The sequence below is a fragment of the Luteimonas sp. A534 genome, from assembly GCF_054072805.1.
In genome coordinates this window covers 687,847-702,560 of sequence record NZ_JBSVRR010000002.1, presented here as the reverse complement: position 1 = coordinate 702,560, position 14,714 = coordinate 687,847, and the positions used below count along the sequence as shown (strand labels likewise).

Here is a 14,714-nt window from a genome sequence, read left to right as displayed (position 1 = left end):
GCCCGAACCCTGCTGCGCCTGCATACCGATGGTCTCGCCAACCTGGATGGTGTCGCGCGCCACGGCAGGTGCTGCCGAGCATGTTGACGCGGACGCTTCCTCGATCAAGGAAGCAGGCTACTCCCCAACGGGGGCCTGCATTTTATCACGCGCTGTCGTACTGCCCGGCCTGGGCGCGGTGATGCCCATCGACAGGTAGACGCTGGTCAGGGTGTCGATGCCGATCTCGGCCGGCGTCACCCACTCGGCGGGCACGTACAGCAGGCCGCCGCCCACCGGGATCGGCGCCGTCGGGACCAGCACCGTGAGATACATGCGGCCCTGCAATTCGATCGGCTCCGGGTTCGGCAGCAGGCCGAGCACGGCCACGCCGTCACCACCGAAGAAGCACCACACCGGACTCATCGCGCCGATGTCGGCCTGTTGCCGGTCCCCGATCACGGAGACGAAGCGCTCCGCCAGCGCGTACACGCTGCCCACCAGCGGGATCCGGCGCATGGTGTTGTCGAGCAGGGCCTTGAACGGGCCCTTCAGCCGTGACTGCACCAGCAGGCCGAGCAGGTACACCAGGACCAGGGTCAGCAGCGTGCCCAGCAGCCAGGCCGCCATCGGGTGCGCTGCGAACCAGGCGCCGAACACGGTGAACGAGCGCCCGAACAGGCTGCTGGGACCCAGGACGCCGTTGACGATGCCCACCGCCCAGCCGAGCAGCACCAGGGTGAGCACCAGCGGCAGGACCGCCAGCAGCCCGGTCAGCCAGGTGGTGAGCAGCGGCCGCAGGCGCTTCTTCAGGCCGGAGCCGGCATCGTCGTGGCCGTGGTCGTGGCCGGGTGGCGTGATCAGTTCCACTCGAACAGCTTGAAGTAGACCGGAGACACGCCATCGCGCGCGCTGTCGACGACGCCGTCGCCGTTGCGGTCGAACAGGTAGTAGGTCGGGCCCCGTGCAGGCTGGACGCGCAGCGCGCGCAGGCGGCCGTCGACCCGGAACTCGGTAACCATGTCGCCGTTGGGCTCGGTGCGGACGGTTTCAACGGCGTTATCCGGGATCTCCTCGCCGGCTCCACCGTACGTGGCGCAGGCGGCAAGCATCAGGGCGGCAGCGAGCGCGGCGGCGAAACGGTTCATGGGGGTCTCCCGTGGGGCAGGCGCTGATTATGCGCCAGCCGCCGCGGCCACTGCCGGCGACGACGTAGAATCCCGGCATGACGCACCTGGTACTGATCGACGGATCCTCCTATCTCTATCGCGCCTTCCACGCGCTGCCGCCGCTGACGAACGCGCAGGGCGAGCCCACCGGCGCGCTGTTCGGCGTGGTCAACATGCTGCGCGCCACGCTGAAGGAGCGGCCCGAATACGTCGCCTTCGTGGTCGACGCGCCCGGCAAGACCTTCCGCGACGACCTGTATCCCGCATACAAGGCCAACCGCCCGCCGATGCCCGACGACCTGCGCCTCCAGGTGCAGCCGATGTGCGACGTGGTCGAGGCGCTGGGCATCCCGATCCTGCGCGTGCCGGGCGTGGAGGCCGACGACGTCATCGGCACCCTGGCGCTGGCGGCGGCAGGCCAGGGCATCGACGTCACCATTTCCACCGGCGACAAGGATTTCGCCCAGCTGGTGCGCCCGGGCGTGGCCCTGGTGAACACCATGAGCGGCAGCCGCACCGATTCCGACGACGCGGTGATCGCGAAGTTCGGGGTGCGCCCAAACCAGATCGTCGACCTGCTGGCACTGATGGGCGACAGCGTCGACAACATCCCCGGCGTGGAGAAGTGCGGACCAAAGACCGCGGCGAAATGGCTGGCCGCCTACGACAGCCTGGACGGGGTGATGGCCTCGGCCGGCGAGATCAAGGGCAAGGTCGGCGACAACCTGCGCGCGGCGCTTGAACGCCTGCCGCTGAGCCGGGAGCTTGCGACCATCCGCACCGACGTTGAACTCGAGGTCGGTGCCACCGACCTTGGCCTGCGCGACCCGGACGTCGAGATCCTGCGCGGCCTGTACCAGCGCTACGGCTTCGTGCAGGCGCTGAAGGAACTCGACGGCGGCAACGCCAGCGGCGTGGTCCCCGCGCGCGCCACGATCGCGCGTCCGGGCACGGGCTTCGTTGCCCCGGCACCGACCGCGGCGGACGCCGCGCTGGACCCCGCGCTGGCCGCGCCCGGACGGCACGAAACGATCCTCGACGCCCCGGCGCTCGACGCCTGGATCGCGCGCCTGCGGGCAGCCGGCCTGTTCGCGCTCGACACCGAGACCGATTCCCTGGACCCGCTGCGCGCCAACCTGGTGGGCATCAGTGTCTGCTGCGAGCCCGGGCACGCCGCCTATCTTCCGCTGGCCCACGACTACCCGGGCGCGCCGGCCCAGCTCGATCGCGCGCTGGCGCTGGACATGCTGCGCCCGCTGCTCACGGACGCCTCGGTGCGCAAGGTCGGCCAGAACGGCAAGTACGACCTCCACGTGCTGCGCCGCCACGGCATCGACGTCGCCGGCTACGGCGACGACACGCTGCTGGAAAGCTTCGTGCTCGACGCCGGCCGCGCGCGGCACGACATGGACTCGATGGCCCGGCGCGAGCTCGGCTACCAGACCGTGGCCTATGCGGACGTGGCCGGGAAGGGCGCCAAGCAGATCCCCTTTTCCCAGGTCGCCATCGACGACGCCACGCGTTACGCGGCCGAGGACGCGGACGTCACCCTGCGCCTGCACCGCGTGCTCTCCGAACGGCTGGAGGCCGAGCCGGGCCTGGCCCCGGTCTACCGCGACATCGAGATGCCGCTGGTGCCGGTGCTGGCGCGCGTGGAAGCCAACGGCGTGCTGCTCGACTCGGGCGAACTGCGCCGCCAGGGCGCGGAGCTCGGGCGGCGGATGCTTGAGCTGCAGCAACGCGCCACTGCGCTCGCCGGGCGCAGCTTCAACCTCGATTCCCCCAAGCAGGTCTGCGCGCTGCTGTACGACGAGCTCGGCCTGCCGACCCTGGTGAAGACGCCCAAAGGCCAGCCCTCGGCCAACGAGGAGGCGCTGGAGGCGATCGCCGACCTGCACGAGCTGCCGCGCGTGATCCTGGACTACCGCAGCCTGGCCAAGCTGCGCGGCACCTACACCGACAAGCTGCCGGAGATGGTCAATCCCCACACCGGCCGCCTGCACACCAGCTACCAGCAGGCCGGCGCCGCCACCGGTCGCCTGGCATCGAGCGATCCCAACCTGCAGAACATCCCGATCCGCACGGAGGACGGCCGCCGCATCCGCACCGCCTTCGTTGCGCCCCCGGGGCGGAAGATCGTGGCCTGCGACTACTCGCAGATCGAACTCCGGATCATGGCCCACATCTCGCAGGACGCCGGCCTGGTGGCCGCGTTCGAGGCCGGCGCCGACATCCACCGCGCCACCGCGGCGGAGGTCTTCGGCCGCGCGATCGACGACGTCAGTGGCGACGAGCGCCGCGCCGCCAAGGCGATCAACTTCGGCCTGATGTACGGCATGGGAGCGTTCGGACTGGCGCGCAACCTCGGCATCTCGCGCGGCGAGGCGCAGGACTACATCGCGCTGTATTTCTCGCGCTATCCCGGCGTGCGCGACTTCATGGAGCGCACGCGGGTGCAGGCGCGCGAGCAGGGCTACGTCGAAACCGTCTTCGGCCGCCGCCTCTACCTGGAGTACATCAGCCGCGGCACCCAGGCGCAGCGTGCCGGCGCCGAGCGTGCCGCGATCAATGCGCCGATGCAGGGCACGGCCGCGGACATCATCAAGCGCGCCATGGTGTCGGTGGACGGATGGCTCGCCGACCACGCCGATCGCGCGCAGATGATCCTGCAGGTGCACGACGAACTGGTGTTCGAGTGCGAGGCCGGATTCGTCGATACCCTGCTGGCCGAGGTGGTGGCGCGGATGACCGCGGCGGCCGAACTGAGGGTGCCCCTGCTGGTGGACAGCGGCGTCGGCGACAACTGGGAACAGGCGCACTGAGTATTCAGGAATGTCGACGCCGCAACCGTCCGTCGGATGCTTGTAAACGGCGGCTGAATCCAACAAAAACTTAACGCTGATCTTCACGAACCATCCATGTACGCGATGGTCATATAGCCCGTGACAGATGCAAGGTCTGTCGCAGATCACCTCCCCTCCCCTGGAGTTGATCGACCCCGGAACGACGGCTTCTCCCCGAGCCCCGTTCTCCAGCCCCGCCGGCCCCCCCTGCCAGCGGGGCTTTTTATTGCCCGCCTTTGCTTGATTCGCGTTTATCCGCGTAAATTCGTGGCCAAAACGCTCTTCCCGCGCCCTTCACCATCCGCGAGCCGACACTTCCCCCACGTCGTTGCAGGGAGGTGTCATGTCCGGGATGTTCGAGCTGGCCATGCCGTGGTGGGAGTTCGTGCTCCGCGCGGTGCTTGTTTATTTCATCCTGCTGTTCATGCTGCGGCTGTCGGGCAAGCGCACGGTCGGGCAGTTCACGCCCTTCGACCTGCTGGTGGTGGTGCTGCTGGGCACGGCGGTGCAGAACTCGCTGATCGGCGAGGACTTCTCGCTGCTGGGCGGTCTGATCCTTGCGGCCACCCTGATCGCCTGCAACTGGGCGGTGGGCTTCGTGACAGCGCGCAGCCGCCGGCTCGACAGGTTGGTGGAAGGCTCCCCGGTGATGCTGGCGCGTGACGGCGAGCTTTTCGAGCGCGTGCTGCGTGCGCAGAACATCAGCGCGCGGGATGTCCAGGAGGCCCTGCGCAGCAACGGCCTCGCCGACGTATCGGACGCCGCGCTCGTGACCCTCGAAGTCGACGGCGCCATCACCGTGGTGCCGCGCAAGGATGCGCGCTGAAGCGTCGGGGCAGGTAGAGCAGGGCGTTTTGCCCCGGGTTTGCGCGGATAGACGCGGATAGAGCGATAGAGCGATAAGCAGATAGAGCGGATGGCGCAGGCTGGGTGGCTAACGCTCGCGTGCAGCGCGGCCAGCATTCCCGCTTTTGCTCCACCATTTCGCTTTAGTTTCAGCTTCAGCTTTCGCCTTTGCTTGATCCGCTCTTATCCGCGTAAATCCGTGGCTAAAAAAGCGCTCCCTCAACCCAGCTCCGCCAACCAGTCCCGTGGCCGCAGGTAGTCGGCCAGGCGCGCCTCGGCGCTGCCGGCTTCGGGCTGGAAGCCGTATTCCCAGCGCGCCAGCGGCGGCAGGCTCATCAGGATCGACTCGGTGCGGCCGCCCGACTGCAGGCCGAAATGGGTGCCGCGGTCGACCACCAGGTTGAACTCGACGTAGCGGCCGCGGCGGTAGAGCTGGAAGTCGCGCTCGCGCTCGCCGTACTGCATCGCCTTGCGGCGCTCCACGATTGGCAGCCAGGCATCGAGGAAGCCGTCGCCGACCGCGCGCGTGTAGGCGAAGTCGCGTTCGAAGTCGTCCTGCAGGTCGTCGAAGAACAGGCCGCCGACGCCGCGGGTCTCGCCGCGGTGCTTCATGAAGAAGTAGTCGTCGCACCAGGCCTTGTGCGCGTCGTAGCGCGCCTGGCCGCCGAAAGGCTCGCACAGCGCGCGCGCGGTGCGGTGCCAGTGCAGCACGTCCTCGTCGAAGGGATAGAAGGGCGTGAGGTCGAAGCCGCCGCCGAACCACCAGGCCACGGTCTCGCCGTCGCGCTCGGCGTGGAAATGGCGGACGTTGGCGTGGGTGGTGGGCAGGTAGGGATTGCGTGGATGGAACACCAGCGAGACGCCCACCGCGCGCCAGGAGGCGCCGGCAAGCTCGGGCCGGTTCGCAGTGGCCGAGGGCGGCAGTCGCGTGCCTGACACGTCGGAGAAGCCGATGCCGGCCTGCTCGAACACCGCACCGTCGCGCAGGATCCGAGTGCGGCCACCGCCCGACAGGGGGCTTCCAGCGCTGCCTTCCGCCGCGGGCGGGCGGGTCCAGGCATCCTCGTGGAAGCGGGCGGCGCCGTCGGCGCCCTCGATGGCCGCGCAGATGCGGTCCTGCAAGTCGGTCAGGTAGTCGCGGACGGCGTTGAAATCGTTCATGCGCCACATTGTAGGACGGCGGGCCAGAGCCACGCCGCCCCTTTGTAGGAGCGGCTATAGCCGCGATTGCGTCACCAGGCTCCCTCAGGGGGCTTTCAGCACCCGCTCGAACAGCTCATGGATCCGCCGGTATTCGTCGTACCAGGAATCCGGATGCACGAAGCCGTGGCGCTCCAGCGGATAGCTGGCCAGCTCCCACTTGTCCTTGCGCAGCTCGATCAGGCGCTGCGCGAGCATCACCGAGTCCTTGTAGAACACGTTGTCGTCGATCATGCCGTGCGCGATCAGCAGGTGGTCCTGCAGGCCTTCGGCGTATTCCATCGGCGAAGACTTCGCGTAGGCCTCGGGATCGATCTCCGGGGTGTTGAGGATGTTGGCGGTGTAGCCGTGGTTGTACTGCGACCAGTCGGTCACCGGCCGCAGCGCGGCGCCGGCCTTGAAAGTGCCGGGCTCGCGGAACAGCGCCATGAAGGTCATGAAGCCGCCGTAGCTGCCGCCGTAGATGCCGACGCGGTCGCGCTTGCCCTGTCGCTGTTCCACCAGCCAGTCGATGCCATCCAGGTAGTCCTCCAGCTCCGGATGTCCCATCTGCCGGTAGATCGCCGTGCGCCAGTCGCGGCCGTAGCCTTCGGATGCGCGGAAATCCAGGTCCAGCACGATGTAGCCCTGCTGCACCAGCATGTTGTGGAACATCTGTTCGCGGAAGTAGTTCGGGTAGCGGTCGCTGACGTTCTGCAGGTAGCCCGCGCCGTGCACGAACAGCACGATCGGGTACTCGCGGCCGGGCTCCATCGTGGCGGGGCCGTAGTACTTGCCCCAGATGGTGCCGGCGCCGTGCTTCGAAGGCACCTGCACGGTCTCGGGCTGGATCCACTCGCGCGCCTTGAACTCCGCGGTGCGGGTGTCGGTCAGCTGGCGCGCACTGCCGCCGGCGGCGTCGACCACGGACAGCTGCGGCGGCACGTAGCTGGTCGAGTGGCGCACCAGCACGCGGCTGCCATCGGGCGAGGCGACGAAGTCCTCAACGCCATGAAGCGCGGTCAGCTCGCGCACCTCGCCGCCGTTGGCGCCGACGTGGCAGACCTCGTAGTCACCGGGACGCGCGCGATTGCACAGGAACCAGAAGCCCTGGCCATCGGCGGCCAGCACCGGCTGCGAAGCCTCCCAGCGGCCCGAGGTGAGCGCGCGCGCGCGGCTGCCCGTCGTGACGTACAGGTGCGACCAGCCCGACTCCTCCGACATGAACCACAGGCTGCGTCCGTCGGGCATCCAGCCGAACTCGTTGAAGCCCCAGTTGATCCAGGCGTCGTCGGTCAGGCGGTGCACCGGCTGCAGCGTGGCCTGCGCCAGGTCCACGGTCGCCAGCCAGCGGTCCTTGTTGTCGACCGAGTGCAGCATCAGCGCGAGTGCGTCGCCGTCGTCGCTCCATCGTGCGCCCGAGGAGACGTCGCCACCCCAGCCTTCGATGCGCACGGCGCGGTTGCCCTTCAGCGCGTCCTTGCCGGCGGCCTTGCGCAGCGCGGCCAGCGGATCCTGCGTGATCCCGGGAAGCGCGTCCGTCTTGAGCTCGCGCACCGAGCCATCGGCCACCGACACCAGCCAGAACGACTGCGGCACCGGATCGTTGCGGCCGACGCGGGTGCGCACGTCCTCGAACTCCTCGTAGCCGGATTCGGTGACGTACTTGGGCATCTTGCCGGTCTGGCCGGCATCGGCGCCCTTGGCCTGGGTGACGGCGAACAGCCAGCGGCCGTCGGGCGACAGCGCGCTGCCCTGCAGCTCCACGTCCTTGCCGAGGAAGGCGGGTGCCGGCGTGCGGCTCGGGTCGGCGCTGCGCCAGGCCTCGGCCTGGGTGCGCAGCTCATCGCGACGGTCGCGCTCGGTACGGAGGGTCTCGATGTAGCGCAGCTGGCGTTCGCGCAGGTCGTCCGCCTTGGGCGGCGTGCCCGGCGCGTCCTCGGCCTTCAGGCTCGCGGCCTGGCCGACGCCGCTGCCCGCGGTCCAGCGGAACCAGTCGTTGCCGCTGCGCCAGGACAGCGAGCCGTCGCGGCCCCATTGCAGCTGCGATTCACCGGCCTCGGTGCGGGTCAGCTGGGTCAGCGCGCCGCTGCGCAGGTCGCGCAGGAAGACATCGCCGCTGCGCAGGAAGGCCATGCGCGCGCGGTTGGCGTCGTAGACCGGGTTGGCTGCATCGATGCCGGCGCGGTCGGCGCCGTCGACCCGGGTCGCATCACCGCCGGCGATCGGTTGCGCGAACGTGTCGCGCACGTTGCTGCCGCGGCGCTTGGCCACGTAGTACGCGGTGCCGCCGTCCCAGGCCCACCACATGCCTTCCACCGGGGGGCCGATCCAGTCCGGGTCGGCCATGACCTGGTGCAGGTCGAGGGCCTGCACGGGCTGCGCCGCGGCATCGGACGCCGGCGCGATGGCCAGCAGCAGGGAGAACGACAGGAGCGGGACGACGAAGCATTGGCGCATGGTGCAGGGATCCCCGGGGACGGTTGACGCGCCAGCGTATCAGCCGGGTGCAAGGCCGCTCCCGGGCCGGTGGTCATGCCCGCGTTTCACGCCGCCTGAACAGCGCGCGCGCGCGGCCGGCGCACAATGCGCATTCGCGGCACCCCGGCCCGTGTCGCGGAGAAGGATGTGGACGCACTGCTGTTGTCGCGGATCCAGTTCGGTTTCGTGATCACCTTCCACATCCTGTTTCCCGCCTTCACCATCGGCCTGGCGCACTGGCTGGCCTTCCTGGAATGGCGCTGGCTGCGCACCCGCGACGCCATGTGGCGCGACCTCTATTTCTTCTGGCTCCGGATCTTCGCGATCTCGTTCGGCATGGGCGTGGTGTCGGGGATCGTGATGAGCTTCCAGTTCGGCACCAACTGGGCGGCGCTGTCCGAGCGCGCCGGTGCCATCCTCGGCCCGCTGCTGGCGTACGAGGTGCTGACCGCGTTCTTCCTCGAGGCCAGCTTCCTGGGCGTGATGCTGTTCGGCTGGAACCGGGTGTCGCCGAAGCTGCACTTCTTCTCCACCTGCATGGTCGCGCTGGGCACGCTGTTCTCGACCTTCTGGATCCTCGCCGCCAACAGCTGGATGCAGACGCCGCAGGGCCACGAGATCGTCGACGGCATGTTCCACCCCGTCGACTGGTGGGCAATCATCTTCAATCCGTCCTTCCCGTACCGGCTCGCGCACATGGTGCTGGCCGCGTTCATCACCACCTGCATGGTGATCGGCGGCGTCAGCGCCTGGTACCTGCGCCGCGGCGTGCACGTCGAGGCGGGCCGCAGGTCGCTGAAGCTGGCGGTCGCGTTCGCCGCCATCGCGCTGCCGCTGCAGGTATTGGTGGGCGACCTGCACGGGCTCAACGTCGGCGAGCACCAGCCGGTGAAGCTGGCGGCGATGGAGGGGCACTGGGAACACGCCGAGCCGGGCGCCGGCGTGCCGCTGGTGCTGTTCGCCTGGCCGGACGAGGCGACTGAAAGCAACCGCTACGAGCTGGCGATCCCGCGCCTTGGCAGCCTGATCCTCACCCACAGCTGGGACGGCGAGATCGAGCCGCTGACCGCCGTGCCGGCCACCGAGCGTCCGCCGATCGCGCCGGTGTTCTGGGGCTTCCGGGTCATGGTCGGGCTGGGCATGGCGATGCTGCTGCTCGCGCTGGCCTCGGCCTGGGCCTGGTGGCGCGGCTGGCTGTTCGAATCGAAGTGGCTGCTCAACGGCTGGCGACTGCTCAGTCCCGCGGGCTTCGTGGCCCTGCTCGCGGGCTGGTACGTGGTCGAGATCGGCCGCCAGCCCTGGGTCGTCTACGGCCTGATGCGCACCAGCGAAGCGCTCAGCCCCAACATCTCCGCCGCGGCCGTGATGACGTCGCTGGCCACGTATGCCGTCGCCTATGCCGTGATCTTCGGCGCCGGCATCTGGTATCTCATCGGCCTTGCGCGCAAGGGCCCGCAGCGGCACGAGGACGCGCCCGATACCGAGGGCGGCGACAAGACCCCGGCGCGCCCGCTGTCGGTCGGCGATCGCGACGACATGCAGACGGAGGGCCCGTGATGGACGCTGCGACCTGGCTGCCGGTGGCCTGGTACTTCGTGATCGGCTTCGGCGTGCTGATGTACGTGCTGCTGGATGGCTTCGTGCTCGGGCTGGGCATCCTCGCGCCCTTCGCCGAAGACAGCGGCCAGCTCGACAACATGATGAACACCGCCGCGCCGATCTGGGACGGCAACGAGACCTGGCTGGTGCTCGGCGGTACCGCGCTGCTGGCCGCGTTCCCCAAGGCCTATGCGGTGTTGCTGTCGGCGCTCTACCTGCCGGTGCTGGTGATGCTGATCGCGCTGATCTTCCGCGGCGTGGCCTTCGAGTTCCGCTTCAAGGCGCGGCGCGCGCGGCGGTTCTGGGGCGGCGCGTTCGCGCTCGGTTCGATGGTGGCGGCGTTCGCGCAGGGCCTGATCCTGGGCGCGCTGGTGGAAGGCATGCCGCTGGAGGAGGGCAAGTACCTCGGCGGCGCCTTCGACTGGTTCAGCCCGTTCTCGATGCTGACCGGCGTCGCCGTGGTGTTCGGCTACGCGCTGCTCGGCGCCGGCTGGCTGATCCTCAAGACCGAAGGGCCGCTGCAGAAGGTGGCGCGCACGCTCACCCGGCCGCTGGTGCTGGTGGTGGTGGCTTTCATGGGCCTGGTCAGCGCCTGGTTGCCGTTCCTGGATTCGCAGGTGATGGCGCGCTGGTTCGAAAGCGGCAACTTCTGGTGGCTGGCGCCGGTGCCGCTGCTGGCCCTGGCCAATGCCGTCGCGCTCTGGGTCGCGGCGATGCGCGAGGGCCGCGACGCCAGTCCGTTCCTGCTCACGCTGAGCTTCTTCGTGCTCGGCTTCATCGGCCTGGCGGTGGGCATCTGGCCCAACATCATCCCGCCCTCGCTGAGCATCTGGGATGCAGCCTCGCCGCCGTCCTCGCAGGGTTTCACCCTGGTGGGGCTGGTCATCCTGCTGCCGATCATCCTCGGCTACACGGCGTGGTCGTACTCGGTATTCCGCGGCAAGATCCAGGCCGACGCAGGCTACCAATGAACATTCCCGCCACCCCGCGCCCGTCGGTGCGCGGCGGCGCGGCGCGCTTGCTTTATGCTTCCCTCTGCACGCGTGCGCCCACACGCCGGACCAGCAGATGCAAGCCTTCGTCTACAAGAGCCTTCGAAAGGCCGATACCTACGTCTACCTCGCCGGCCGCGACGACTTCGGCCGCATCCCCGATCCGGTCCGCGGCGAGCTCGGCGAGCTGCGCTTCGTGCTCGAGGTCGCGCTCACACCCGGCCGCCGCCTCGCCCGCGAGGACGCCGACGTGGTCCGCACGAACCTCGTCGCCCGCGGCTTCCACCTGCAGATGCCGCCGCGGGCCGACCTCGACCCGCTGACCGAGGACTGGGGCACCGATGCCTGAGTCCCCGTCCGTGAAGACTCCGCCCATGAAGCGCTGGATGCCCGTCGTCATCGGCGTCGCGCTGTCCTTGCTGGCCGGGCTCCCGGAGGTCGGGGTCGCGGCCCTGGCTGTCTGGGTGGCGCAGCCGGCGTTCGCGCTTGGATTGCGCGCGGTCCGTGGCGCTGCGCTGCCTGCGGGCCCCGGTCTGCGCCGCGAGCTGCTGGCGCTGGCTGCGCTGTGGGCCGCAGCCATGGCCGCCACCGCGCTGCTGGTGGGCTGGCCACTGTCCACGCTGCTGGAAAGCCGCGGTGCCTCGTTGGGATCGGTGCTTGCGCTCAGTGCCACCGCAGGCCTTGGCGTGATCGCGCTGTGGCGGCTGTGGCCGCTGTGGCAGCTGGTCGAGGGTGCCGGCGGCCAGGGCCTGGCAGGCCACTGGCGCGCGCTGGACGATTACGACGGCTCGAGCTGGCGTGGCCTGGGCGCGGCCCTGGCCATTGCCGCCATCCTGGCACTCGCGCTGGCACTGGCCTGGCCCGGCCTGGTCTCCGGCGGCGCGCGCTGGGCGCTGGCGGCACTGGCAGCCGTGGCATGGCCGCTGCTGCACCTGGCGGTGCTGCGCACGCCGCTGTCGCAGGCCATGATCGAAGTGGTCGACATGCCGGAGCCGGCGTTGCCGGCCGCCGTTGAAGAGACCGATGGCGACGCCACCGCGGCGCTGTACGCCGCAGCGCGGGGTGGACGCGTCGAGCGCGCGCTGGCCCTGCTCGAGGACGGCGCCGATCCGCACGCGCTGCCCGATGCCGAAAGCCGCGACCAGCGCGCCCTGGCGGTGCTGGCCGCCGTGCTGCCCGACCTGCGCCTGCTGCGCGCGCTGATCGCCAGCGGCGTCGATCTCAACCACGCCCATGCCGGACTGACGCCGCTGCTGGCCGCGACCCGCGACAGCTGGCACGGCCGCCCCGAAGCCGTGATGACCCTGCTCGCCAACGGCGCCGATCCGCGCGCGGCCGACCGCGATGGCAACACCCCGCTGCACCACGCCGCACGCAGCTCCGATCCGGGCGTCGCCGCGCTGCTGCGCGATGCCGCCGCCGAACTCGATGCCCGCAACGCCGACGGCCTGACTCCGCTGGGCATCGCCTGCGGCTGCGGCAACTGGCGCCTGGCCCGCTTCCTGCTCGAGCGCGGCGCACGCACCGAGCCCGAAGGCGGCTCGCCGCCGCTGCTGGCGGCCGCGGGTGGCGATGACGACGACGTCGCCGGCGTGGCGCTGCTGCTGCGTCACAAGGCGAAGGTCGACGCACGCGACGCGCGTGGACGCAGCGCCCTGCACGAGGCCGCGCTGGCCGGCCATGCCGAGATCATGGCGGCGCTGCTCGACGCCCGCGCCGACGCCGATGCCCGCGATGCCCACGGCCGTGCGCCGCTGCATGAAGCCGCCTTTGGGGGGCATCTCGCCGCGCTTGAACTGCTGGCCGAACGCGTGGACGTCCACGTGCTCGACGCCGAGGGACGCAACGCCATGCACCTGGCCGGGCTCAGCGCATCGGGCAGCGCGCCGCTGGCGGCGCGCCTGATGGAGCTGGGTGTCGATGCCGCGATCGAGGACGCCGTGGGCAAGCGGCCCGTCGACCATGCCGCCTCCGGCGGCCGCTGGGCGATGGTGGCCGCGCTCGATCCCGCGCATCCGCTGCCGGCCAGCGTGCTCGGTGGCGACAGCGACGTGCCGACCGACCGCGCGCCGCTGGACGTGTTGCGCGAACAGCTCGGGGACGGCCGCTTCGAAGGCCTCGAGCCGCTGGCGCAGCTGGTGACCGCGGCCGAACTCGGTGGCCTGCTGCTGCCCGCCGATGCCCCGCCGACGCCCGCACGCATTGAATGGCTGCTGCTCAACGGCGCCGATGCGGACGTGCGCGAGGACGACGGCGACAGCGCGCTGATGCAGCTGCTCGGTCGCGGCACCGCCGCGCTGCCCGCGGCGCAGGCGCTGCTGCGCGGTGGCGCCTCGCCGGCGGGGGCCGGCGGCCTGGCGCGCTTCCTCGAGGCCTGCGTGCGCGAAGACCAGGCCGCGCGTGGCCTCGAGCAGTTCGCGCTGGAACTCATCGAACGCGGCGCCGACGTGTTCGCGTCTTCGCCGGGCGGCGATCCCGCCGCGGCGCTGGCCGTGCGCCTGGGCTGGATGCGCCTGCTCGAGCGCCTGGTCGCCGATGGCGTCGACCTCGATCGCCGCGACGGCCATGGCATGGCCGCCCTGCACCTGGCGGCCGCCCTCGCTCGCGAGCCGGCGCTGAAGCTGCTGGTCAAGGGCGGTGCCTCGCCCGACGTGCGCGCCGCCGATGGCCAGACGCCGCTGGGCGTGGCCCTGTCCGCTGGCCGCCGCGATCTCGCCGACTGGCTCGACTGGAACGGCTGGGCGCTGCCCAAGCGCCCGCTCCAAGCCGGTGACCTCCCGGCCGCGGCCATGGTCGGCGACACCGGCGCGGTGCGCCGCCTCCTCGAACTCGGCTTCCCGGTCGATGCCGCCGACGACAAGGGCTGCACCGCCCTGTTGCGCGCCGCGGGCGGTGGCCATGCCGACACCCTCGAACTCCTGCTCGAGCGCGGCGCGGACGCACAGCGCGCGGCGCACACCGGCGCCACGCCGCTCTCGGCCGCGGTGAGCATGCGCCACGGCGCGATCGTCGAACGCCTGCTCGCCACCGGCGCCGCGCTGGAACAGCGCCTGCCGGGCGATGTCACCGTGCTCATGCTTGCCGCCGCGCTCGGCATGCCCGACATCTGCGCGCGCCTGCTCACCGCGGGTGCGAACGTGCAGGCCGCCGATGCACAGGGCCTCACGCCGCTGCACTGCGCCGCGCTCTACGGCTTCACCGCGCGCGACCGCCCCCGCCTGCTCGCCCTGTTCGACACCCTGCTGCTGGCCGGCGCCGAGCCCGATGCCGTCGCCGCCGGCGGTGTGACCCCGCTGCTGCTGCTGCTGGGCGCGCGCGCCGAACCGGGCACCGCCTGCGACGAGGACGTGGTGCTCTCGGCCGTCGACCGCCTGCTTGATGAAGACACGCGCCTGGACGCCCAGGACCCGCGTGGTTTCGGCCCGCTGCACCTGACCGCCCTGCACGGCCTGCTGCGCCTGGCCCGGCACCTGCTGCGCGCCGGCTGCGATCCGGACCTGCGCGACGCCCTCAACCGCACCCCGCGCGAAGTCGCGGTGATGCGCGGCTTCATCGACGTTGCCGCCGAGTTCGCGCCGGCGCCGACCGGGGTGTCGATGGCGCGGTTCCTGCGCGACCGGAGCTGA

Annotated in this window: 10 protein-coding genes; 6 read left to right on the top strand and 4 right to left on the bottom strand. The window is 70.6% G+C overall.

The window, feature by feature from the left end; genetic code table 11:
* Positions 1-117 precede the first annotated feature (117 nt).
* Together ACW5F0_RS07945 and ACW5F0_RS07940 are read right to left on the bottom strand one after the other, a co-directional pair.
* Positions 118-849 (bottom strand): DUF502 domain-containing protein, encoded by a 732-nt coding sequence (locus ACW5F0_RS07945; RefSeq protein WP_456965473.1) that lies wholly within the window; start codon positions 847-849, stop codon positions 118-120.
* Positions 840-1,127: a DUF2782 domain-containing protein gene (locus ACW5F0_RS07940; RefSeq protein WP_456965474.1), complete on the bottom strand. Its 288-nt coding sequence runs from the start codon at positions 1,125-1,127 to the stop codon at positions 840-842. Before ACW5F0_RS07940 ends, ACW5F0_RS07945 begins: the two co-directional genes overlap by 10 nt.
* A 77-nt stretch (positions 1,128-1,204) precedes the next feature.
* On the opposite strand from ACW5F0_RS07940, the gene polA reads away from it, so the two are divergent.
* Together polA and ACW5F0_RS07930 are read left to right on the top strand one after the other, a co-directional pair.
* Positions 1,205-3,970, top strand: a complete 2,766-nt coding sequence (polA, locus tag ACW5F0_RS07935; RefSeq protein WP_456965475.1) for a DNA polymerase I — start codon at positions 1,205-1,207, stop codon at positions 3,968-3,970.
* Between the two features lie 364 nt (positions 3,971-4,334).
* Positions 4,335-4,817: a DUF421 domain-containing protein gene (locus tag ACW5F0_RS07930; protein WP_456965476.1), complete on the top strand. Its 483-nt coding sequence runs from the start codon at positions 4,335-4,337 to the stop codon at positions 4,815-4,817.
* A gap of 239 nt (positions 4,818-5,056) precedes the next feature.
* On the opposite strand, the gene hemF is transcribed toward ACW5F0_RS07930, so the two are convergent.
* Both hemF and ACW5F0_RS07920 read right to left on the bottom strand, forming a co-directional pair.
* On the bottom strand, positions 5,057-5,998 hold the full coding sequence (hemF, locus tag ACW5F0_RS07925) for an oxygen-dependent coproporphyrinogen oxidase (protein ID WP_456999467.1): 942 nt from the start codon (positions 5,996-5,998) through the stop codon (positions 5,057-5,059).
* Between the two features lie 84 nt (positions 5,999-6,082).
* Entirely contained in the window at positions 6,083-8,476 is a 2,394-nt protein-coding gene (locus ACW5F0_RS07920) for a prolyl oligopeptidase family serine peptidase (RefSeq protein ID WP_456999466.1), read from the bottom strand.
* Positions 8,477-8,644: 168 nt separating this feature from the next.
* On the opposite strand from ACW5F0_RS07920, the gene ACW5F0_RS07915 reads away from it, so the two are divergent.
* The 4 genes from ACW5F0_RS07915 (at position 8,645) to ACW5F0_RS07900 (ending at position 14,714) form a co-directional block, all read left to right on the top strand.
* Positions 8,645-10,054, top strand: coding sequence for a cytochrome ubiquinol oxidase subunit I (locus ACW5F0_RS07915; RefSeq protein WP_456965479.1), 1,410 nt, complete (start codon positions 8,645-8,647; stop codon positions 10,052-10,054).
* The gene (cydB, locus tag ACW5F0_RS07910) at positions 10,054-11,067 is read left to right on the top strand and encodes a cytochrome d ubiquinol oxidase subunit II (RefSeq protein WP_456965480.1); all 1,014 of its coding nucleotides are present in this window, start codon (positions 10,054-10,056) and stop codon (positions 11,065-11,067) included. Before ACW5F0_RS07915 ends, cydB begins: the two co-directional genes overlap by 1 nt.
* Before the next feature lie 97 nt (positions 11,068-11,164).
* A complete protein-coding gene (locus ACW5F0_RS07905) occupies positions 11,165-11,437 on the top strand; it encodes a YcgL domain-containing protein (RefSeq protein WP_456965481.1) in 273 nt (90 codons plus the stop codon).
* Between the two features lie 25 nt (positions 11,438-11,462).
* A complete protein-coding gene (locus ACW5F0_RS07900) occupies positions 11,463-14,714 on the top strand; it encodes an ankyrin repeat domain-containing protein (protein ID WP_456999465.1) in 3,252 nt (1,083 codons plus the stop codon).